The following is a 21,995-nucleotide window of genomic DNA, read 5'->3' as shown; positions in this document are numbered from 1 at the left end:
TCCTCTCCTTTCTTTCCAATTCAAGCCTGTCCCATACAACTCTTTTGTGGACAAATCAACTATCTGCCTATAGATGCATAAACTTACTAAGGTGCTGAAAGAAACGAAATTGTTACGAAAGAAACGGGATTGGAGCTGATATCACATGTGTGGAATTACGGGTTGGGTCGATTTTAAAAAGCAGCTCGTCCAGGAAAAACAAACGATCAACAGAATGACAGACACTCTTTCCAAACGGGGGCCTGATGATTCTAACGTTTGGGGAGAGCACCATGTTTTATTCGGACATAAAAGGCTTGCGGTTGTCGATATTGAAGGCGGACGCCAGCCGATGGCATGCACCTATAAAGGGGATACGTACACCATTATTTACAATGGTGAGCTGTATAACACGGAGGACCTGCGCAAAGAATTGCGGGCGCGGGGCCATCAATTCGAGCGTACGTCAGATACGGAGGTGCTGCTGCACAGCTACATTGAATGGCAGGAAGACTGTGTAGACCATCTCAATGGCATATTCGCTTTTGCTGTGTGGGATGAAAAGCGCGATCTGCTGTTCGCTGCGAGAGACCGTCTCGGTGTGAAGCCGTTTTTTTACACGAAGCAAGGATCTTCTTTTCTCTTCGGGTCCGAAATCAAAGCGATCCTCGCACACCCTGATATAAAAGCGCAAGTGGACAGAACAGGACTTTCTGAAATTTTCGGGCTTGGACCGTCCAGAACCCCGGGAAGTGGCGTATTTAAAGGCATAAAAGAAGTCCGGCCGGCTCACGCGCTGACGTTTTCTAAAGACGGGCTGAATATTTGGCGTTATTGGAATGTTGAAAGCGAAAAACATACGGACAGTTTTGATGACACGGTTGCCAATGTCAGATCGTTGTTTCAGGATGCGGTGACGCGACAGCTTGTGTCGGATGTGCCGGTTTGTACGTTCCTATCAGGCGGACTGGACTCAAGCGCCATTACAGCGATTGCAGCAGGCCATTTTGAAAAGGGAGGAAAAGCACCACTTCATACTTATTCGATTGATTACGAAGAGAACGATAAATTTTTTCAAGCGAGCGCTTTTCAGCCGAATGACGATGGGCCTTGGATTGAAAAAATGACAGAGGCCTTCGGCACAACACACCACAAATGCGTCATCAGCCAAAAGAATCTCGTCGATCATTTGGAGGAAGCCGTACTGGTCAAAGACTTGCCGGGAATGGCTGATGTCGACTCGTCTCTGCTGTGGTTTTGCCGGGAAATCAAAAAGGACTTTGTCGTCAGCCTGTCGGGAGAGTGCGCGGATGAGATTTTCGGCGGGTACCCGTGGTTCCATATGGCAGACGTTGAGTCGGGCTTTCCATGGATGAGATCGACAGAAGAGCGGATCAAGCTGCTTTCTGATTCATGGCAGAAAAAATTGAATCTTAAAGAATACGTAAATGCCAAATACGAAGAAACCTTGGCGGAAACGCCATTATTAGATGGAGAAACGGGTGTGGACAAAGCAAGAAGACAGCTGTTCTATTTAAATATGCTTTGGTTTATGACGAACCTTTTGGATCGGAAGGATCGCATGAGCATGGGGGCGAGCCTTGAAGTGCGGGTGCCGTTCGCCGATCACCGGCTCGTGGAATATGTTTGGAATATCCCATGGGAAATGAAAATGCATGACAACCGGGAAAAAGGCATTTTGCGAAAAGCGCTCGAGGGCATTTTGCCTGATGACATTCTGTATCGCAAAAAAAGCCCATATCCGAAAACACACCACCCGGAATATACAAAAGGCGTCAGCGAATGGCTGAAAACGATCAGAAGCCAAAAGGACTCTGTGCTTCATACGCTGCTGGACAGAAAACAATTGGATCAGCTCTTAGAAACGGAAGGCTCCTCCTTCAAGGTTCCGTGGTTCGGGCAGCTCATGAAGGGGCCTCAGCTGATCGCCCACCTTGCCCAAATTCATACATGGTTTGAAGCGTATCGCATTGATATTGATGAGGGATAAAGAAAAAGCCGACTCTGCACAAATTTTATTAAAGGTCACTATTATCTAGAAGATTCCCAATGGAATGTCACACTTTTTATAGACTAAAACAAAAAAAGGATAGGTGAGCAGAGAAATATGCTCTATCTATCCTTTTTTGTACTACAAATGACTTCATTTACTACAACAACAATATCGGACTTGTTGTTACAATAAAGCCCCCCTTACTTCAATAAGAATGGACAGATTTTAATTTTCTGCCAATAAAATTAGCTGATATTGGGCTTAATTTTAATTCCCTAGCCCATACAGAAAGTTGACCAATATGGTGAATTTCATGAGCTATGATATGGTGTAATATTTCGTCTCTCGTATATAAAACTTCTTTATCCCAAGGAACGCTTACAAGCTCATCTTTTATTTCATCTACATTTGTTTCTAAAAAGTCAATAATTTCAGTTCGGAATGTATTTGAAAGAGATTTAACCTTGTCTAGTGTGCGATAATCAGCGAACTGAACAACTATATCTTCTTTCCCTTGGATAGCACGAACCCAACTATATTCCACGTCAATAATATGAAAAAGGGTATATAAAATACTTCCTACTCCACCAAGATGGTTTTTAAGTAACTCTTCAGTGGTTAGTTGATTACACCAAGTAAACCATTGATCCCTAACCTGCCAGTTATACTCAAAAAATTTTATCACTCAAATCACTCCAATAATATAATACATCAAATAACAATTAGCCTTTTTCCCCTAAATTCCTCCTTTTATTGAAGTAACGTGCCTCGATAGAGATTTATTTAAATTTTATCACTATCTGTTGTTTGGTATTAAAAATAAGAAAGCATTCCTTCGTTTTATCCTGTTCAGATTTAATAATTCTCCAACCTCTATGCCACTATTTCTGTACGAGCTAGGTATCTTGCTTTAACGTATTCAAGGTTTAATAGTTTAAAAGGAGTATACGTTCCAGGAATAGAAGTGATTGTTTGATTGAAAAAACATGTTTTTTCACATTTTTAATTCTTGTTGTTGTGGTGAATGAGGTCATTTAAGAGGTCGAAATAATTAAAAAAGTACACCTCTAATCTAAGTGATGTACTAATTTTAAAATTGTGTGTGACATTAAAGATAGGTTTAGCTATCATCATAAAAACATACACTCACTTATCTTCTACAAAGCAGAAATCGGCTTTTTCTTCATATACAATTGGGAAAAAACATAATAGACTTGAAGAAGCAGTGTTACATAGGAGTGAAAAGAAATGAAAGAGATAAAAGAAGCCTATCAGCAGTGCGGGCAGATCGTCAGCGCCCGCGAACCTGCCTGTTACAAAGCATTCTCGTTTCTTCCGCTGAAGCAAAGACAGGCTGCTTGGGCGGTTATGGCATTTTGCCATACGGCAGCCAATGCGGAAGAGAACGCGTTATCTGCCATTGAAGCTGAGGCAGAACATGTTTTTTCCGGGACATATAACGGGAATCATTTTTTATACAAGGCTTTCAGCCATGCGTATCAGACCTTTACATTGGACAGCGAGCCATTCCGTGAGTTCATTGCCGCACAGAAGGCGGAAGATAAACCGTTCGAATGCCTTGATGAACTGCTCATGTACGCATACCAGACGGGCGGTACGGCCGGATTGATGATGCTCCCGATTATGGCGCGCCGACAACGGGAACAGCTTACACATGCAGCCGGTTCTCTCGGTTTAGCGATTCAGCTGATTCGGCTTATGAGAGATATCGGCACAGGCCAACAGCAAAAAAGCCGCATCCCTCGGCAGGTGATGCAGCAATTTGGATATACAGAGGACGACCTTCAGAAGGGTGTCGTGAATAAGGCATTCACAATGACGTGGGAGTATATCGCTTTTGAAGCGGAAGCCTATCTTGAGGAGAGTCAGGATGCCTTGCCTCTATTCCCACAGTATTCGCAAAAAACGGTGAAAGCCGCTCTTCGTTTGTACCGGGCTGTTTTAGAAAAAATCCGGGCGGAGCAGCACGATGTATTTCAGCATCAATACGACGTTACAGAGAATGAAGCGAAGCAGATTCTGTCTGACATATAAAAAAACCCGGCCTTGAGCCGGGTGTTACGCCATACCTTTTTGAATCCAGATACGGGAGCGCCATCTTCTATACATTAAGATTCCCCGTACCCATTCGTCCGCGATAAAGGAAATCCAAATGCCGGCAAGACCGAAACCGAGGTGGATGCCGAATAGATAAGCAAGCGGGAGACCGATGCCCCACATCGAAATCATTGCCATGTAAACCGGGAATTTTGCATCCCCCGCGGCACGCAGGGAGTTAATGATAATGACATTAAACGAGCGGCCCGGTTCAAGGATAATCGTCATGGCAATCAAAAGGCTCGCAGTCGCAATAATGTCAGGGCTTTGGGTAAAGATGCCGATCAGGTCTTTTGAAAAAATAGTCATCAAAACCGATGTAGCTGCAGCAATTCCGAGTGCCCAATATAAGCTCTTCATGCAGCGCTCATACGCGGCATCAAACTGTTTGCCGCCGATATAGCGGCCGATTAAAATTTGCGTGCCCTGGCTGATCGCAGTGCCGAACAGCAAAATAAACATCGTAATATTTTGCGTATATACTTTTGTTGTCAAAGCCTGCGCGCCCATGATGGCAATAAAATACGTGACAATCATTTGCGACAGGTTGTATGAAAGCTGTTCTCCCGCAGAAGGGATGCCGATTTTCAGCAGCTTGCGCAAATGCTCTTTATGCATATGAAAGACTTTTTTCAGCGACATTTTCAGCTGGATGCGTTTGTTGACAATGACAATCATCGCGATTAATCCGATGACGCGGGCGATAGATGTAGACATGGCCACACCGGCAACGCCGAGAACAGGAAAACCGAACAGACCAAAAATCACAACAAAGTTTCCGGCAATGTTTAATACGTTCATGCCGATTGTGACAAACATTGTATCCTTTGTGTAGCCGTAGCTTTTTAAGATCGCGCTGAATGTCATGATTAAAGCCTGAATAAAGGACAGACCTCCGACAACTTGTAAAAAGACTTTTGCATCAGGCATCAGGTCGCTTGATAATCCCATCATATGAAGCAGAGGGACAGCGGCGAAAAAGATAATGGCGCTGATGGCAAGGCTGATGAAGAAGTTGGCGCCGATTGATACATAAGCGACTTCCATGGCTTCTTTCTTTTGTCGTGACCCTAAAAATTGTGAAATGATAACGGTCGTTCCTGTGGCGATAAAGCTGAACATCACGATAATTAAATTCAAAATCTGGTTGCTGACGCCGACTGCTGCCACGCTGTTATCTGAATACTGGCTGAGCATCAGTGTATCGGCATTACCCATAAACATATATAATGAGACCTCAATAAAGATCGGCCAAGTAAGCGAAAATAATGAGAACGATTTGTCAGCGGGTTTTTTCAAAGCAGTTGATTTGAAGACAGCTTGTTTCATTGTGTCTAACCCCTTTCGTAAATAAAATCAACGTTTTAAAGTGTACCTCCATTTCCTTATAATAAAAAGGGAGAGAAACGATACTTCTTGTAAAAATCCGACTTAAAAAGGAGGATGATCAAAATGCCCCGCATCCTGTTTACAGTCCCTCCTTTTCCGGTATTTATCGCAGCTGGAGAAGGGGTTTTTAAAAGGGGAGAAACCCATGTGAAACGTGTATTCTCCGTGTTTGATTTGATATACGTCAAACACGGAACGTTATATATAACGGAAAATGAAACATCGTTCTCTGTTGAAGGCGGCGAGTACATCTTGCTTTCTCCCGGTCTTGAACACTACGGGACGAAGGGCAGTGATGAAGCAACCTCCTATTATTGGCTTCACTTTGATGAACATCGGTATGAATTTACGGCAAAGGGAGGCAGCAATTGGTCTGAGCTTCAGCAGGAAAAAGGGAGCTTCGAGGAGCCTGCCCGCTACGGACTGGCTTTGCCGAGAAAAGGCAAGGTGCAGCGCCCGCAGTTTATGGCGCAGCAGTTTGAAAGGCTGATAGATTACTCCGCGGAAAACTCTGATTTGCCGCTTAGAAAGCAAATCTTATTTGAGGAGCTGATGCTGCATCTTCAAAAAGAGGCGTTTCAAATTCCGTCTGCGAAAGAGCGGGTAGCCTGGGAGGCGGCCCGGTACTTACAGGAGCATTATAAGGAAAAGACGACAATCAAAGATCTCTCGCTCGCCCTTCACTATCATCAGGATTATGTGAGCCGCTGCATGCAGCAGGTGCTAGGCGTCACGCCGGCACAATACACGAACCGGGTGAGAATGACGGAAGCAAAGCGCCTTTTATCCTCTACAAATGATAAAATGGGCGTCATTGCGGAAACGGTCGGAATGGAAGACCCGACATACTTTTCAAAACTCTTTAAGCAGATAGAAGGCATTTCACCAATTGAATACCGGAAAATTGTCAGCCGGAAAGTTCAATAACCAGACGAGGGATGAACATGAAAACAACAATTTACGATGTGGCAAGGGCGGCGGGAGTCTCGATCACAACTGTGTCGCGTGTGATTAACAAGACGGGCAGAATCAGCGACAAAACGCGGCAGAAGGTGATGAATGTCATGAAGGAAATGGCGTACACGCCCAATGTTCACGCCGCAGCTTTAACAGGAAAACGAACGAATATGATTGCACTTGTGGCGCCTGATATTTCAAATCCGTTTTACGGCGAACTTGCCAAAAGTATTGAGGAAAGGGCGGATGAGCTCGGTTTTCAAATGATGATTTGCAGTACTGATTACAATCCGAAAAAAGAAACAAAATATTTTTCGGTGCTGAAGCAGAAAAAAGTGGACGGGATTATTTTTGCGACAGGGATTGAGAATCATGACAGCATGTCTGCTTTGGAGGAAATCGCCAGTGAACAAATTCCGCTCGCCATGATTTCTCAGGATAAGCCGCTGCTTCCGATGGATATTATCGTGGTGGATGACGTTCGTGGCGGGTACGAGGCTGCCAAGCATCTTCTGTCGCTCGGCCATACAAACATCGCTTGCATTGTTGGAGACGGGTCAACAACGGGTGAAAAAAACAGAATCAAGGGTTTCCGTCAGGCGATGGAGGAAGCAGGTGTGCCTGTCGATGAATCGCTTATCGTTCCGACGCGATTTTCTTTGGAAAGCGGCAAGGAAGAAGCGGGGAAATTGCTGGACAGGCACGCCCCAACGGCTATTTTTGCTTTCAACGACGTATTGGCCTGCGCCGCCATACAAGCAGCGAGAATAAGAGGCATAAAAGTGCCGGATGACCTTTCCATCATCGGTTTTGATAACACGATACTTGCAGAAATGGCTGCCCCGCCCCTGACCACCGTGGCCCAGCCAATTAAAGATATGGGGCGGAGTGTCATCGAACTGCTGGCAGAAGCAATCGAAGGAAAACGAAAGACGAAACAAAAAATCGTGCTGCCTCCTGAGCTCGTGATTAGACACTCTACATCACCGCTCAAAACATGAGCCCGCTAATAAGCGGGTTCTTTTCATCTTGACAATTGAAGCCAAAAAACATATTGCGTGTAAACAACAGGCAGTGTAAAATGAAACCATCTTTTGAGAAAGCGCTTGCGCAATATGTGAAAGCGAATTGAACCACTTTTTTTTAGCTGTCAAGAGAAAGCGTTTTCTTAAAGCGATCCTAAATTGACATAAGGGAGAGGATGGGACGTGAAACATCAAGTAAGGTGCGCAGTATTAGGATTAGGAAGGCTCGGTTATGATCATGCGAAAAATCTCGTCTCCAGTGTGCCGGGGGCAAAGCTGGTCAGTGTAGGTGATCCGTTGAAAGGGAGAGCGGAGCAGGTTGCCAGAGAATTCGGTATCGAAAAATGGTCAGAGGACCCGTATGAGATGTTAGAAGATCCCGGCATTGACGCAGTCATTATCGTAACGCCGACAAGCACACATGGTGATATGATCATCAAAGCAGCCGAGAACGGGAAGCAGATATTCGTTGAAAAACCGCTGACATTAAGCCTTGAGGAATCAAAGGCAGTTTCTGAAAAAGTGAAAGAGACGGGAGTCATTTGCCAAGTCGGCTTTATGAGACGATTCGATCCCGCATACGCAGATGCCAAACGGCGGATCGACGCTGGGGAAATCGGCAAACCCATCTATTATAAAGGCTTTACGCGTGACCAGGGAGCGCCTCCCGCAGAGTTTATCAAACACAGTGGCGGGATCTTTATTGACTGCTCTATCCATGACTATGATATGGCCCGTTATTTGCTAGGAGCGGAGATTACTTCTGTTTCGGGACACGGCAGGATCCTGAAGAACCCGTTTATGGAGCAGTATGGCGATGTGGATCAGGCGCTGACGTATTTAGAATTTGACTCCGGTGCTGCGGGGGATGTCGAGGCAAGCAGAACCTCTCCATACGGACATGACATCCGAGCGGAAGTTATCGGGACAGAGGGCAGTATTTTCATAGGGACATTGAGAAATCAACATGTGACCATCCTGTCGGCGAAAGGGAGCAGCTATGATATTATTCCAGACTTTCAAACTCGTTTTCATGAAGCCTACTGCTTAGAACTGCAGCATTTTGCCGAGTGTGTCCGGAATGGAACAACGCCGATTGTGACGGATGTCGATGCAACGATCAATTTTAAAGTCGGCATCGCTGCGACTAATTCGTACCGAAGCGGCAGGCCCGTACAGCTGGATGTGAAGGGCGCTCACACTAATTTGGAAACATGATCATGAGACGCCTGCGCTTTTCACGCACTTATTTTTGGTCAAAAAAGCAAGGACAGTTCAGCCCTTGCTTTCTCTCTTTTCATATAAATAGTACACATAATCAGTAGGTACGCCTGGATGGCCCAGCTGTCTCAGCATTGCGGTCACGTTCCCTCTGTGATAAGTGCCGTGATTGACGACATGCAGGATGATATCTGCATAGGTTGATTCCAGTGTCCCGAGTTTCGGATGCTGCATTGAGAGGGTCTGTTCTAAGTCCGTCTGGCGGCTGAAGAAATCATGATACTGTAATTCCAACTCGGAAGTGTGCTGTTTAATCGCTGTCATCTTGACATGCGCGGACTCGAATTTGCCTGCGCCGTCTATAATCTCTTGGTAGGCCACTCCCGAAAGAACGTTCAGCCAAATGTAGTCAGCCCTGCACATATGAAGCAGCACGCCGCTGATAGAAGGGAATACGCTCTTTACTTCTTGATAAGCCGTTTCCTCCGGCAGGTTTTCGATATGGTTCAATATTCGCTTGTTCGCCCAGCAATGGTAGTCATAAAGCTGTTTTGCATCAGTCATCAGCATTGCCTCCTTTTCTAATAAATTCGCTGTTTCAATTGTTATTCCTTCAATTGCTGAAGAGCGATGCCCCGAAATATCCTGCTGCTGCCCACATTACCACTGCAGAGCATTTGTTTATGATCAGCATAAGCCTGCCGCTCGTATCTATTGTCTGAAACAGCCGGCCCGCTATCGCAAGACTGATAAACCAAAACCAAGAGACAGCAATGCAGGCACCCATAAAGAGCCATTTCTCAAAACCCGAATATTGGAGCGAGCTCGTGCCGATGACGCCGATCGTGTCCAGAATAGCGTGTGGGTTTAAAAGAGAAACGGCGGCCGCAAACGCAGCCTGCTTTTTAGCTGTAAACGTATTTTTCTCATTTTGATTTGTTTTCGGATGGCTGGTCCAAGTTACCCAGCCCATATAGAGGAGAAACAAAAATCCGCCGGCCATCATGACTGTCTCAAACACAGGCAGCTGCTGGACGATGACAGATACGCCTGCAACAGCTAAAACAATTAACAGAGTATCGCAGACAGAAGCGCTGATGATGGCAGGAAGTGCCCGCCAAATATGCCTTTGCCACGCTCCTTGCTGAAAAATAAACACATTCTGCGCTCCCAGCGGCAAAATTAAGCCAAAAGCAAGCACAACTCCGTGAATGATTGCATTCATGCTGAAAAAACTCCCTTCACATCTGTTTTTTTCATCATAAGAGAGATTTTCCCCCGTGTCTCCGGCCATTTGGTTGGGTTTAGAACCAGCCAAATGTATAATGTGAAAAAAGGGGGCATAACTATGTCGCAATGGCAGCCAAGCAGAGATTCGAATATTCCGTTGCATCGGCAGATTGAACAATACATGAAAGACAAAATTGTTCACGGAGAGTGGGTGGTGGGGACAAAAATCCCTTCACAGAGAACACTGGCCGACATGTTTCAAGTCAACCGCAGCACAGTGACAGCTGCCATTGATGAACTCACGTCTCAAGGCCTATTAGAGGGGAGAAGAGGAGGCGGCACGAAGGTTGTAAACAGTACTTGGAGCGTGCTGGCGGCTGAGCCTCCGCTCGATTGGAGTGATTACGTCCGTTCAGGCATTCATCACCCTAATTCTTCTATCATTCAGGATATTAATCAAAACGAACCAAGAGCGGATATCATTAGATTAGGCACAGGAGAGCTTTCACCGGATCTGCTTCCAGTTGACACAATGCGCCGGATGTTTCAGCAGATCAATCCGCACGCCCTGTCTTTAGGATACGAGCAGCCGAAAGGAAATCCTAAGCTGCGGGAGGCGGTGGCGGACCATTTAAAAGGCAAGCAGATCCATGTATCACCGTCATCCATTTTAATTGTGTCTGGCGCACTTCAGGCACTTCAGCTCATCTCGATCGGGCTTTTAAAACGAGGTTCTGTTATTTTGACGGAAAAGCCCTCCTACCTTCAATCTTTGCATGTGTTTCAATCAGCGGGGATGCGGCTTCGCGGCTTGCCGATGGATGAAGAAGGAATCAAGGCGGGGCTTGTTTCTTCTTATCGAAAACAATACGGAGGACAGCTGCTTTACACCATTCCGTCGTTTCATAATCCGACAGGCACTGTTATGACAGAGCAGCGAAGGAAAGAGATCATCGGCCTGTCAAAAATAGAGCAGCTGCCGATCATTGAGGATGATGCGTACGATGATTTATGGTTTGAAGAAAAACCGCCGCAGCCGTTAAAAGCAATGGATCATGAGGGCAATATTCTGTATCTGGGCACTTTTTCAAAAACGGTTAGCCCCGGCCTTCGAATCGGCTGGCTTGCCGGACCAGAGCCGGTCATTGAAAGGCTGGCGGACATTAAAATGCAGACAGACTACGGATCGAGCGGCCTGTCCCAGTGGGCGGCTGCCGAATGGCTGTCACAGGGGTATTATGAAGAGCATCTGACATGGATACGAAGGGCACTAAAACAAAGAAGAGACGCGGCAGTTCATTTTCTCAATCGGTATGCCGGAGACATCGCGACGTGGCGGATTCCCGCCGGCGGCTTTTATATTTGGGTGACATTTCACAAAACTTTGCCTATCAGCCGTTTCTTTCATGAATTGCTGAAACAGCAGGTGCTGGTAAATCCCGGTTCCATTTACGACGGCGAAGACCGAAACAGCATCAGGCTGTCATATTCCTTTGCATCTCTTGCGGACTTGGAAACAGGCATTAAAGCGGCGGCCGATACAGCCCGCCGCCTGATGTCCTAACGTTTATTATACAATGACAGCTCCGAGCGCTCTGGCAAAAGCAATCGCATGCTCAGGCGCGATTTTGCAGCCTTTCAATTTGTCGAGGGAGACATGAAGCTGTTCAAACTGGCATGTGCTGAGATCCATGTTTTGAAGGGATGTGCCAAAAAAACTGGCGCCTTCCAGTTCGCACCCGTTAAAGTGTGTCTGCTGAAGCGCCATATTGCTGCACTCACTTTGCATAAGGGCGCAGTGATCAAAACGAACTTGTTTCATATTTGAGTACGAAAATGAACTGAAATGTCCGTGGCACTCCTCGAATGAGACATTCCGCAGCGTTGATTCTGCCACATTCATTCCAACCATTTTTGATTGCTTAACAGAAGTTCTGTGAATGACAGCCCCGCTGAAATCAGCGTTTGACAAATCACATTTTTCAAAGATCACATCGGTCAGTTCAATATGCCGGAAAGACACATCGATAAACACGACATTTCTGAATATCGTTTTTTCCACACAAAGTCTTTCTATATCTTCGCCACAGATTGTACAATCTGCAAACAAATGCATGCTGACCACATCATTCTGCGTCACGGTTTCATGAAAATCTGCTGTTTGCAGGTTTTCCGGTATGTGCGGTTTTTGAATGACTATTTTATTCATGAGATGACATCCTTTACTGCCCGAAAACCAGAGGCCTCCGGGATCAATTTAATAGATCGTTATGGAAGTTGATACATATAGTAAATCGTGAAGAGCCTTTTCTTGGTACAGCAGCCCGCTTGTTTTGTAGCATAAATGGAAAGCTTCCTGTGCGTCAAGGCGTTTACAGGCGGGGAAAGAAAAGGGAACAGGAGGAATGCGGAATGGGGCATTACGTCAAAACCGAGGAACATGTGACACTGTTTGTAGAGGATATCGGGCATGGAAGGCCGATCATCTTTTTGCACGGGTGGCCGTTGAATCATAAGATGTTTGAATATCAAATGAATGAGTTTCCGAAAAGAGGATTTCGTTTTATCGGCATTGATTTACGGGGATATGGGCAATCTGACCGCCCGTGGGAAGGCTACGATTATGACACAATGGCCGATGATGTGAAGGCAGTCATTTATACGCTGCAGCTTGAGAACGCGGTTCTTGCCGGTTTTTCGATGGGCGGCGCAATTGCAATCCGTTATTTGGCAAGGCATGACGGAGCCGATATTGATAAGCTGATTTTATTGTCTGCAGCAGCACCCGCATTCACAAAACGCCCGGGTTATCCGTACGGCATGAGGAAGCAGGATATTGACGATATGATTGAGCAATTCAAAACGGATCGGCCAAAAACACTGGCTGATTTAGGGAAACAGTTTTTTGAGAAAAAAGTGTCTCCAGAGTTCAGGCAGTGGTTTCTCAATCTGATGCTGGAGGCTTCCTCCTACGGGACAATCCACTCAGGGTTTGCATTAAGAGACGAGGATCTCAGAAAGGATCTTGCCTTAATCAAGGTGCCGGCGCTGATCCTGCACGGGAAAAAGGACAAAATTGCGCCGTTTGATTTTGCGAAAGAATTGAAGCGCGGCATCAAACAGTCGGAATTGGTTCCGCTTGTAAATAGCGGGCACGGAGCTTTCTATGAAGAAAAAGAGAAGATCAACAGTTTAATTGCGCAGTTTGCCAAACTATAAGAAAAAACCCGATATTAATCGGGTTTTTATATGATTCCTTTGCTTTGCAGTTCAGTAATGATCAAATCAGCTCCGTCGGAAATAGATATCTGGTCTGATTCAATGATGAAATCAGGTGAAAGCGGCGCTTCATACGGAGAATCGATCCCGGTGAAGTGTTTGATTTCTCCGTTTCGCGCTTTTTTATAAAGGCCCTTCGGATCGCGCTGTTCACAGACATGCAGCGGGCACTTCACATAAATTTCGAAAAATTCCCCTTCGGGAAAGAGCGCTCTGACCATATCCCGGTCCTCTCTGAATGGAGAAATAAAGGCCGTTAAAATCATTTGCCCGCTGTCGACAAACAGCTTCGCCACTTCTCCGATTCGGCGGATGTTTTCTATCCTGTCCTCAGTCCGAAAACCAAGATCTTTGTTTAAACCGTGGCGGATATTATCGCCGTCGAGCACATAGCTCTGAATTCCCATGCGGTAAAGCTTTTCATCAACCGCATTGGCCAGCACCGATTTTCCCGAGCCGGACAGCCCGGTAAACCAGAGGGCGCAGCTTTTGTGTCCGTTTAAGGACTGTCTGTCAGACTTTGTGATTGCAGCGGGGTGCCAAATGATGTTTGGATTGTGTGTCATTCCAATCCCCCGCTGTTTTGCTGAATGGCAACGGGCTGTTGCTGAAGGCCCTTGATCAGCACGTTTGCGACCTCAGGCCGGCTGAATTCTTTAGGCGGCTTTTTGCCTTGGCGGAGAAGCTCTCTCACTTTTGTGCCGGATAAGTGGATGTGCTCTCTTTGGCTGTGCGGACATGTTTTCGAGGTGCCCATGTTTCCGCATTTCCGGCAGTAAAAGCTGTGCTCGAAAAACAGCGGCTTGATGCCCAGTTCCTCCTCAGTGAATGATTGGAAAATATTTTGCGCGTCGTACGTTCCGTAATAGCTGCCGACACCCGCGTGATCACGGCCTACAATAAAATGGGTGCAGCCGTAATTTTTGCGGACGAGCGCGTGGAAAATCGCTTCCCGCGGACCTGCATACCGCATGGCGGCAGGGAAGACCGACAACATGACACGATCCTTTGGATAATAGTGATCAAGCAAAACCTGGTAGCTCTCCATTCTGATATCGCTCGGGATATCGTCTGACTTCGTTTCTCCGACAAGCGGGTGAAGCAGCAGACCGTCGACCGTTTCCAACGCTGTTTTTTGAATGTATTCATGCGCTCTGTGAACAGGGTTCCTGGTTTGAAAACCGACAATCGTTTTCCAGCCGAGCTTTTTAAAGGCTGCTCTTGTTTCTGCGGGTGCTGCGTAAAACTGTTCGAAGGATTTGTCGGGAAGGCGGCTGACAACGATTGGCCCTCCGATGTAGTAATCCGGCCGCGCCAGCATTTTTTTCACGCCTGGGTGGGAAGGGTCGTTTGTTTTAAAAACAGACAGTGCTTCTTGTGTTTTATCAGGCTGGTATATATCAGTAACTGTGATCATGCCATAGATGACACCGTTCTTCACAAGCTTGACGCGATCTCCGGCAGACAGTTTGTTAGCCGTTTCTTCTCCGACAGGCAGCGTAATCGGCAGGCTCCACGGCAAGCCGTTTGCCAGCCTCATCTCTTTCACAACAGTATGATAATCTTTTTCTCCCAAAAAACCAGTTAACGGGCTGTAGCCGCCGATCGCGATAAGCTCCAGGTCGCTTAGTGCAAGCTGATCCAGCTCCGCTTCGCACGTGCACCCTTCAAAATGGCATGCGGGATCGCAGCGGTTGATTAACACCCCTCCATGGGGCTCGCTTCCATTCAACGTGTTCAACCTCCATTTTTACGTTTCCTTTGTTTTCTTTTCTGCGCTTGTTGAAAACTTCAAAGTAGCGCCTCAACATCATTTTATTCCCATAGCATGAGCATGCCGGACATTATTCTTGATGCAGGCCGCATTCTGTTTTCTCCCGTCCGGCCCATCTGCCAGCCCTCTCATCGTTCGGGTCCGAGGAAGGCAATGTACACATTTCACAGCCTATGCTCGGGTAATGTTGATCGTGCAGTTTGTTATAAGGCAAATTGTGCAGGCGGATGTATGTCCAAACGTCATCCCATGTCCAGTGGATGAGCGGGCAAATTTTGATGAGCTTAAACTTCTGATCCAGATTCACGTATTGAATATGCTTTCTCGTAGGCGACTGCTCCCGGCGCAGTCCTGAAATCCAAGCTGACATGCCGGACAGGTGTTTTTTTAGCGGCTCGATTTTCCGCAATTGGCAGCATAGATTCGGGTTATGCTTCCACAGCTCTCCTCTGTATTGCGTCTCCTGTTCTTTTAAGCTCAGGTCGGGTTCGAGCAGCTGAATGTTCAAGCTCGGATATCGCTCTTTGACGGTCTCGATCAGCTCATATGTTTCCTGAAAATGCAGCCCTGTATCCAAAAAGATGATGTGCGCGTTTTTGTTGATTTTTGATATGAGGTCAAGAAGCACCATCCCTTCTGCGCCAAAGCTGCACGCGTACACAATCTTTTCCCCGTATATTCGGTAAGCCCATTTCAACACATCAAGCTCATCGATCAATTGATCCGTTATCTGTTTGGACAGCGTGTCGTTCCATGTGTGATATGTGATGATTTGTTCGTTCAAGATTTTCCCCCCGTTTGTATCTGTCTGTTTTCTTATCTATTGATCGAGTTATAGGCAGACTATTCATTTTTCGCATAAACGTTCAGGGTTTTTAGGTGCGGCGGCGCCTAAAATGAGGGGGCGGAACCATTAAGAGACCGGCTGAATATGCTTTAAGCAAAATGGTTTTTATGCCCAAGGAGAGGTATTATGCCGATTACCATTTATCAGGGGCATCATCATTCGCTTGCCCCGGCGGATATTAACATCGTCATTGATGTCATCAGAGCCTTTACGGTCGCCCATTATGCGTTTATCGGCGGAGCGAAAGAGATTTTATTGGTCGGAACAGCAGAGGAAGCCTTTGCGCTGAAAGACAGTTATCCGGATTACGTATTGACGGGAGAGGAAAAGGGGGTCGGTATCAGCGGATTTGATTTAGATAATTCTCCAAAACGCATGGCGATGCAGGATATGGCGGATAAGCGTTTGATCCAGAAAACAACAAACGGCGTCACAGCGGCGTTAGGGGCGCTGAACGCCAAGCATCTGTTCGTAACTGGATTCTCCAACGCCAAAACAACGGCAGAGCATGTGAAAACACTCGCCGTAAAGGATTGTGTCATGAACATTGTTGCTTCCCACCCGTCAGGTGATGACGACATGGCGTGTGCGGAGTATATCAAAGGCATCATTGAAGGGACAAATGCTGTAACGGCTGCGGGGGTAATTGAAAGAATAAAACGCTCTTCTGTTGCAGAGAAATTTTTTGACCGCAGCCAGCCATTGTTTGATCCGGAAGACATATCATACTGTACAAAAGAACTGACAGGCGATTTCGTGATGAAAGTGAAACAAGAAAGAGAAGTTCCAACGATAGAGAGGGTCATAATATGAATGATTTTTCACTAGAATTGCCAGTGAGAACAAGCAAGCCGAGAGAAACCGGGCAGACCATTTTAATTGATAACGGCTACCCCTTGCAATTTTTTAAAGATGTAATAGCCGGGGCGTCCGACTATATTGATTTTGTGAAATTCGGCTGGGGCACATCATTACTTACGAAAGATCTTGAAGAAAAAATCAGCTCGCTCAAAGAGCATGACATTAAATTTTTCTTTGGCGGCACATTGTTTGAGAAATATGTAAGCCAGAAAAAAGTGAATGAATTTCATCGATACTGTACCTATTTCGGCTGTGAATATATTGAGATTTCAAACGGTACGCTCCCGATGACGAATAAAGAGAAAGCGGCTTACATTGCCGATTTTTCTGATGAATTTCTTGTGCTCAGTGAGGTGGGCAGCAAGGATGCGGAATTATCAAGCCGGCAAAGCTCTGAGGAATGGCTTGAGTATATCGTTGAGGATATGGAAGCGGGCGCGGAAAAAGTGATTACAGAGGCAAGGGAAAGCGGGACAGGAGGGATCTGTTCCAGCAGCGGCGATGTCCGGTTTCAAATTGTTGATGACATCATTTCCTCAAATATTGATATCACCAGGCTGATTTTTGAAGCGCCGAACAAAACGCTCCAGCAAGGGTTTATTCAAAGGATTGGGCCGAATGTGAATCTGGCCAATATCCCCTTTCATGATGCCATCGCGTTAGAGACACTGCGCTTAGGGCTAAGATCCGATACCTTTTATTTGTAAAACAGCGGCTGCGGGGCTCTCGCCATGAAGAGAGCCTCTGCCTATTATTTTTTATGGCGGTACATAGGCGTGAGATAGGGAAGTGAAGTCAGACGGATGTTATAGATGAAGTCGATGACTCTTGTCGATATGACTTGGCATATCAGGGCTTGAATGACGATGCCCCAGGCAATAATAGACGCAGTAACCATAAAAATGATGCAATTCATGATGAGCAGGATCGTTCCAGGATTCCCGCCGCGGTAGATGGAAATCATCAGAGCAAGAGCCCCGAATCCTCCGTTCGAAATTTTGTATTTGTATAAAAGTCCGATGCCGAGTCCCAATAAAACAGCGCCGCTTGCCAAATCAAGCCACAGGTTTGATGTGATATCCGGAAAAACGACATCAAATATTAATACCGAGACAGAGGTGACGGTGATCGAAGCAAGGGTGCCGGTGAATGTTCTCATCTCCAGCCATTTTAAAGCAGTAAAAAGCATCGAAACATTCACTGCCCACACTGAAAAGCCATGTGGAATTTGAAACAGATAATGCAGCAGCACCGCAATACCTGCTGCCCCGCCTGTCGGAATATCATGTGGAAATAAAAACAAGGACATGCCGAGTCCCTGTAATACGCCGCCTACGACAATCATAAAAGTGAGTTTTGCTTTCATCAGCAGTTCAGCCATTAAGTCATTTGCTCCTTTATGAAAAGACTTGTCCGCTGTTTCCATTTTATGAGGCTGTCCATCATTTATGTCTGCAAATAAAGAAATGGCTCAGCTTAATATGCTGAACCATCCCACTTGTAGCGATGAATGATCTCCATATTGATCTCTGTTCCAATGCCTTTTCCTTTCGGGATGTGGACCATTCCTTTTGAAGGCTGAAGGCTGACGAGATCTGTAAAAGGATTCTTCATGACGTCCCACTCAATCGGTTCAATTTGATCTTTCTCCATTTTAGACCATGGAGGCAGACAGGCTTGCGAAAATAAAGCATATAGCCGTGAAAGCGATCCGTCATATGCATGGGCGGACGCTCGGACGCCGAAATTACGCGCGAGTTGGAGGCAGTCCCGAAACTCATCGATCCCGTTGACATGCATAACATCGGGCTGAATGATATCCAAGCAGCGCTGTGAAAGGAGGGAGGCAAATTTCGCCGCGCTTTTCATATTTTCTCCACCGGCAACAGGAACAGATAAACGGCTGCGCAGCAAAGCGTAATCCTGCGGCTGATCAAAGGGCAAAGGCTCCTCGAACCAGCCGATATTCGTCCATGTTGAGAAATAGCGTTCCCATTTCATAGCTGTTGCTGCATCGTAGCTTTGGTTTGCGTCCAGAATCAACGCAATGGAGCTGCCGACCGTATGCTGCAGCGCACTGATGTGCCGGACATCTTCCTCGAAAGAAGTCCCGCCGATTTTGACTTTGATTTGCTTAAAGCCCTTTTTTAACTGGGCTTCAACGTTGGAAACCGAACGGCTGATCCATTGCGGCAGGTCTGAATACGATTGGAAGGAGGCGTATACAGGGATCTCTTCTCTGTACTGCCCGCCCCATAGTTCGCAAATAGAACAATCCGCAGCTTTAGCCGCAATTTCTGTCAGCGCCATGCTTACAGCGGAGGCCGCGCGCTGATGCCATTTTTGAATCGTGCGCACTAATGGCAGGCGGCTGCCGGCCTGTTTTCCTAAAAGAAAGGGAATGATCCGTTTGGTAAAACCGATATGGAGAGCCGGGAGCCAATCAACGCATTCTCCCCAGCCGTCAATTCCGCTTTCTGTGACAATTCTGATGAGATAGCAAGTTCGATATTGTTTAAACCCGTTTGCGTCACCGTACGGCTCTTCTAATCGATGCAAAAGCGGAAAAGTATCAACCCGTTCGATTTTCAAATTGGATGCTACCTTTCCTCAGCCGGCTGAAGCCGATTGCCTGCCATTTTAGGATCTTCTTTTTCTTTTGTTTCTTCTTTGTTTTGATTCACATGGATCAGCAAAATCACGAGAATGCCGACAACAAGCGTCAATCCCGCTATGCTCAAAAACATGCCGGGTCTGGACCATTGCATCAGGCGGCCGAAAATCGGAGGCCCGATGGCAACCCCTAAGAAACGAACCGATCCGTAGAGCGAAGTCACAAATCCCCGTCTTTCTTTCCCGACAGCTCCGGTAATAAAGCTGTTCACACAAGGAAGAACAAGTCCTGAACCGATACTGCTCAACACGAGAACACTGATAAATAGGACAAGGTTCTCAATGAATGACAGTGCCGCGTAAGACACGGTCATGAATGCCAATCCGAGTACGATCAGCTTTTTCATTAACGATTGCTTTTGGCCAATTTTGCTACCGGTTGTATAAGACGTTACACACATGACCAAAAGCGGGATCGCCAAAATCAAGCCTTTTTTGACGCCGTCGGTATCGTATGTTTTTTCTAAGACATCTGATAGATAAAACAGGATGCCGAATAAAGTAAACAGGCAGGTCGCCCCGGCTAAATAAGCGGTAAACAGCCATCTGCCTTCATGTTTAAAAACACTTAAGAGCCCTTTCGCATATTTTCCGATCGGGGGCGGTTCTTTTTCCTTTTTCTTTTCTTTAATAAAAATCCAAGTCAGCACAATTGAAATGATACAAAATACTGGGAAGGCAAAAAATGCGCCATACCAGACAAGCAGGGCGATAAGCGAGCCGATGATCGGCGAAAGCACTTTCCCCATGCCGTTTGAAGCTTCAACGAGGCCGAGCACCTTGCTTTCCTGGGCGCCTTTAAACAGATCCCCTGACAGTGCCATGGCGATCGGGCCGGTCCCGGCTGCCCCGATTCCCTGAAGCGCCCGTCCTGCCATGATCCAAGGGTACGCATTGTCAAAAAAACCTGCCGCAAACCCGGCTAATAAGCCGCCGGCACCATACAAAAATAAGCAAGGGATAATGATGACTTTCCTTGAGAATCGGTCAGCGAGATAACCGACAATCGGAATCGCAAACGCCGCAATCAAGGAAAATACTGTGATCACGAGACTGACTTGAAATTGTGATAAATGAAGTTCAGATTTCATTTTTGGCAAAATCGGAATAAGCATCGAGTTTCCAAGTGTTAATATTAAAGGGATTGAACCGATTGCGACAATCGTCATTCCGTTATTTTGTTTTGATGATTCCATCTCAGAGCACACTCCTTTTCTTCTGCTTAGAATGTCCCTGATAGCTTCGTTTATTCAACGTTTAGACAGTAAAAAAACCGAACAGAAAATACCTGTTCGGGAAAAAAGAGGATTAACCGAGAGCCTGTGAAATCAACGCATATAAGTGTCCATTTTGGATAGGAAGCTTCTTTTTCCGGTAAAGCATAAGCGGAGGCTCATCGTCTGCATGAAATCCCATTTCCATCAGCCTGCCATGCAAAGATGTGTGTTCACCCGGTATATCGATGCGCAACGGACCTTGTTTGCCGGCGGCCAGCCTGTTGATGAATTGTGCAGCCACGTCTGATGATGGGGCGATGATGGGGCCGAATTTCAGATTGGCAGGTGTCTGTACAGATAGGCCGTAGCCAATCAGATGTCCCTCATTGTTTCGGGCGATGACGCATTCCTCTGAAGTGGAAATAAGCTGCTGAAGAAGGTTTGTTCGATCTCCGCCAAAGGCAGCCAGATCGGCCGCGGCTAATTCTTGAAAGTCTTGTTCTCTAAAGGCCGTCAGTTCAGCATCAAGATGATCTTGGTTTTCAATCGGTTGAAAACGGTGACAGCTGTACTTTCGGACTGAACCCGCTGTTTGAAAACCCGCTTTCTCATAAAGCGGCAAACCTTCTTTTGTGGCGCAAAGCCTGATAGCGGTGCTTTCATCCGTTTGGCTGATACACGCGTTCACCATCCGCCGTCCGAGACCGAGCCGTTTGTATTCTTTGTCTACGATGACGAGTCCGATAGAGGCAAGACGGCCAAACAAAAACAAGCCGATGCAGGAAATAATGTCTCCGCGGACATTTTGATAACCGAAAAAGCGCCCCTGTTGGACAAGCAATGCCAGCTCTTGTTCGCCATAATCAGGCCACCCGGCTTGCCTGCAAAGCCGCAATAGTCCGGGGGTATGTTCTTCATTAAGCTCAATCAGCTCATCCATTACCTTCATACGGGTCACCTGCTTGTTCCGAATGTTTTGTACATGACAACATGAGTGCCGATGCCGGGAATCTCAAACGGTTCGCCAAGATCTTTCCAGCCAAGCTTTGCGTAGTAGCCTTTGACATGTTGTCTTGCATTGCACCAGACCGCCTGTACGCCTCTGTCTGCCAGTTTTTGCTCCGCATATTTGATCAGCGTGCTTCCGGCTTTTTGCTCGCGATATCCTTCAAGCGTCGCCATGCCTCTCAGCCGATATGCAGGGGATTCCGTTAATAATGGCTGATTTTGAGGGGAAAAAGAAGCGATGCTGATCAGCGTTCCTTCATAAAACACACCGAGATGAAAGGCGCCTTCCGCATGATCCTGTTCATATTTGCATTGTTCGATGGATTGATGGGGACGCAGGATGCGGTGCCGGATGTCGTAAGTATCTTCCGCAGAAATGGCTTTAACTTCGAGCATGATGTTC

Annotated in this window: 21 protein-coding genes and 1 pseudogene; 9 read left to right on the top strand and 13 right to left on the bottom strand. The window is 46.4% G+C overall.

Annotated elements, in window-relative coordinates; genetic code table 11:
• Window positions 1-145: 145 nt before the first annotated feature.
• Entirely contained in the window at window positions 146-1,990 is a 1,845-nt protein-coding gene (gene asnB / locus Q5C82_RS06670) for an asparagine synthase (glutamine-hydrolyzing) (RefSeq protein WP_003224455.1), read from the top strand.
• 208 nt (window positions 1,991-2,198) lie between these two features.
• Here asnB and Q5C82_RS06665 read toward each other — a convergent pair whose 3' ends face one another.
• Window positions 2,199-2,678 carry a DinB family protein gene (locus Q5C82_RS06665; protein ID WP_003224458.1) on the bottom strand — a complete coding sequence of 160 codons (480 nt, stop codon included), beginning with the start codon at window positions 2,676-2,678 and terminating at the stop codon, window positions 2,199-2,201.
• Window positions 2,679-3,218: 540 nt separating this feature from the next.
• On the opposite strand from Q5C82_RS06665, the pseudogene Q5C82_RS06660 reads away from it, so the two are divergent.
• Window positions 3,219-4,048, top strand: a pseudogene (locus Q5C82_RS06660) (phytoene/squalene synthase family protein).
• A gap of 24 nt (window positions 4,049-4,072) precedes the next feature.
• Here Q5C82_RS06660 and Q5C82_RS06655 read toward each other — a convergent pair.
• Window positions 4,073-5,440, bottom strand: a complete 1,368-nt coding sequence (locus Q5C82_RS06655) for an MATE family efflux transporter (protein WP_003224464.1) — start codon at window positions 5,438-5,440, stop codon at window positions 4,073-4,075.
• A 123-nt stretch (window positions 5,441-5,563) separates the two neighbouring features.
• Here Q5C82_RS06655 and Q5C82_RS06650 point away from each other — a divergent pair, with 123 nt between their 5' ends.
• The 3 genes from Q5C82_RS06650 to Q5C82_RS06640 all read left to right on the top strand — a co-directional run bounded on the left by Q5C82_RS06650 (window position 5,564) and on the right by Q5C82_RS06640 (window position 8,700).
• The gene (locus Q5C82_RS06650; protein WP_003224467.1) at window positions 5,564-6,427 is read left to right on the top strand and encodes an AraC family transcriptional regulator; all 864 of its coding nucleotides are present in this window, start codon (window positions 5,564-5,566) and stop codon (window positions 6,425-6,427) included.
• A gap of 17 nt (window positions 6,428-6,444) precedes the next feature.
• Window positions 6,445-7,458 carry a transcriptional regulator DegA gene (gene degA / locus Q5C82_RS06645; protein ID WP_003224469.1) on the top strand — a complete coding sequence of 338 codons (1,014 nt, stop codon included), beginning with the start codon at window positions 6,445-6,447 and terminating at the stop codon, window positions 7,456-7,458.
• 207 nt (window positions 7,459-7,665) lie between these two features.
• On the top strand, window positions 7,666-8,700 hold the full coding sequence (locus tag Q5C82_RS06640) for a Gfo/Idh/MocA family oxidoreductase (RefSeq protein ID WP_003224471.1): 1,035 nt from the start codon (window positions 7,666-7,668) through the stop codon (window positions 8,698-8,700).
• A 57-nt stretch (window positions 8,701-8,757) separates the two neighbouring features.
• On the opposite strand, the gene Q5C82_RS06635 is transcribed toward Q5C82_RS06640, so the two are convergent.
• Both Q5C82_RS06635 and Q5C82_RS06630 read right to left on the bottom strand, forming a co-directional pair.
• Window positions 8,758-9,267, bottom strand: a complete 510-nt coding sequence (locus tag Q5C82_RS06635) for a DinB family protein (RefSeq protein ID WP_003224474.1) — start codon at window positions 9,265-9,267, stop codon at window positions 8,758-8,760.
• A gap of 49 nt (window positions 9,268-9,316) precedes the next feature.
• A complete protein-coding gene (locus tag Q5C82_RS06630; protein WP_003224475.1) occupies window positions 9,317-9,997 on the bottom strand; it encodes a LysE/ArgO family amino acid transporter in 681 nt (226 codons plus the stop codon).
• Window positions 9,998-10,045: 48 nt separating this feature from the next.
• On the opposite strand from Q5C82_RS06630, the gene Q5C82_RS06625 reads away from it, so the two are divergent.
• Window positions 10,046-11,497 carry a PLP-dependent aminotransferase family protein gene (locus Q5C82_RS06625; protein ID WP_079996539.1) on the top strand — a complete coding sequence of 484 codons (1,452 nt, stop codon included), beginning with the start codon at window positions 10,046-10,048 and terminating at the stop codon, window positions 11,495-11,497.
• Window positions 11,498-11,503: 6 nt separating this feature from the next.
• On the opposite strand, the gene Q5C82_RS06620 is transcribed toward Q5C82_RS06625, so the two are convergent.
• Window positions 11,504-12,142 (bottom strand): pentapeptide repeat-containing protein, encoded by a 639-nt coding sequence (locus tag Q5C82_RS06620; RefSeq protein WP_003224480.1) that lies wholly within the window; start codon window positions 12,140-12,142, stop codon window positions 11,504-11,506.
• A 203-nt stretch (window positions 12,143-12,345) separates the two neighbouring features.
• On the opposite strand from Q5C82_RS06620, the gene Q5C82_RS06615 reads away from it, so the two are divergent.
• The gene (locus Q5C82_RS06615) at window positions 12,346-13,152 is read left to right on the top strand and encodes an alpha/beta fold hydrolase (RefSeq protein ID WP_003224482.1); all 807 of its coding nucleotides are present in this window, start codon (window positions 12,346-12,348) and stop codon (window positions 13,150-13,152) included.
• A gap of 26 nt (window positions 13,153-13,178) precedes the next feature.
• Here Q5C82_RS06615 and cysC read toward each other — a convergent pair whose 3' ends face one another.
• From cysC to Q5C82_RS06600, 3 genes are all read right to left on the bottom strand, one after another.
• Window positions 13,179-13,778, bottom strand: a complete 600-nt coding sequence (gene cysC, locus Q5C82_RS06610; RefSeq protein ID WP_003224484.1) for an adenylyl-sulfate kinase — start codon at window positions 13,776-13,778, stop codon at window positions 13,179-13,181.
• The gene (gene sat, locus Q5C82_RS06605; protein ID WP_003224486.1) at window positions 13,775-14,944 is read right to left on the bottom strand and encodes a sulfate adenylyltransferase; all 1,170 of its coding nucleotides are present in this window, start codon (window positions 14,942-14,944) and stop codon (window positions 13,775-13,777) included. The genes cysC and sat overlap by 4 nt, the downstream gene beginning before the upstream one ends.
• Before the next feature lie 112 nt (window positions 14,945-15,056).
• The gene (locus tag Q5C82_RS06600) at window positions 15,057-15,770 is read right to left on the bottom strand and encodes a phosphoadenylyl-sulfate reductase (RefSeq protein WP_003224488.1); all 714 of its coding nucleotides are present in this window, start codon (window positions 15,768-15,770) and stop codon (window positions 15,057-15,059) included.
• Window positions 15,771-15,959: 189 nt separating this feature from the next.
• On the opposite strand from Q5C82_RS06600, the gene Q5C82_RS06595 reads away from it, so the two are divergent.
• Window positions 15,960-16,646, top strand: coding sequence for a 2-phosphosulfolactate phosphatase (locus tag Q5C82_RS06595; protein ID WP_003224490.1), 687 nt, complete (start codon window positions 15,960-15,962; stop codon window positions 16,644-16,646).
• Entirely contained in the window at window positions 16,643-17,401 is a 759-nt protein-coding gene (locus Q5C82_RS06590; protein WP_003224492.1) for a phosphosulfolactate synthase, read from the top strand. Before Q5C82_RS06595 ends, Q5C82_RS06590 begins: the two co-directional genes overlap by 4 nt.
• Window positions 17,402-17,445: 44 nt before the next feature.
• Here Q5C82_RS06590 and Q5C82_RS06585 read toward each other — a convergent pair whose 3' ends face one another.
• The 5 genes from Q5C82_RS06585 to Q5C82_RS06565 all read right to left on the bottom strand — a co-directional run bounded on the left by Q5C82_RS06585 (window position 17,446) and on the right by Q5C82_RS06565 (window position 21,988).
• The gene (locus Q5C82_RS06585; RefSeq protein WP_003224494.1) at window positions 17,446-18,075 is read right to left on the bottom strand and encodes a YitT family protein; all 630 of its coding nucleotides are present in this window, start codon (window positions 18,073-18,075) and stop codon (window positions 17,446-17,448) included.
• A 95-nt stretch (window positions 18,076-18,170) separates the two neighbouring features.
• Window positions 18,171-19,286 carry a mandelate racemase/muconate lactonizing enzyme family protein gene (locus Q5C82_RS06580; RefSeq protein WP_003224496.1) on the bottom strand — a complete coding sequence of 372 codons (1,116 nt, stop codon included), beginning with the start codon at window positions 19,284-19,286 and terminating at the stop codon, window positions 18,171-18,173.
• Between the two features lie 8 nt (window positions 19,287-19,294).
• The gene (locus tag Q5C82_RS06575) at window positions 19,295-20,563 is read right to left on the bottom strand and encodes an MFS transporter (RefSeq protein WP_003224498.1); all 1,269 of its coding nucleotides are present in this window, start codon (window positions 20,561-20,563) and stop codon (window positions 19,295-19,297) included.
• 112 nt (window positions 20,564-20,675) lie between these two features.
• Window positions 20,676-21,533: a GNAT family N-acetyltransferase gene (locus Q5C82_RS06570; RefSeq protein ID WP_003224500.1), complete on the bottom strand. Its 858-nt coding sequence runs from the start codon at window positions 21,531-21,533 to the stop codon at window positions 20,676-20,678.
• A 5-nt stretch (window positions 21,534-21,538) separates the two neighbouring features.
• Window positions 21,539-21,988, bottom strand: coding sequence for a GNAT family N-acetyltransferase (locus Q5C82_RS06565; protein WP_003224502.1), 450 nt, complete (start codon window positions 21,986-21,988; stop codon window positions 21,539-21,541).
• Window positions 21,989-21,995 lie beyond the last annotated feature (7 nt).

It is taken from the genome of uncultured Bacillus sp. (genome assembly GCF_958411575.1).
Taxonomy (GTDB): domain Bacteria; phylum Bacillota; class Bacilli; order Bacillales; family Bacillaceae; genus Bacillus; species Bacillus spizizenii.
This window is presented reverse-complemented; position numbering and strand designations above follow the sequence as displayed.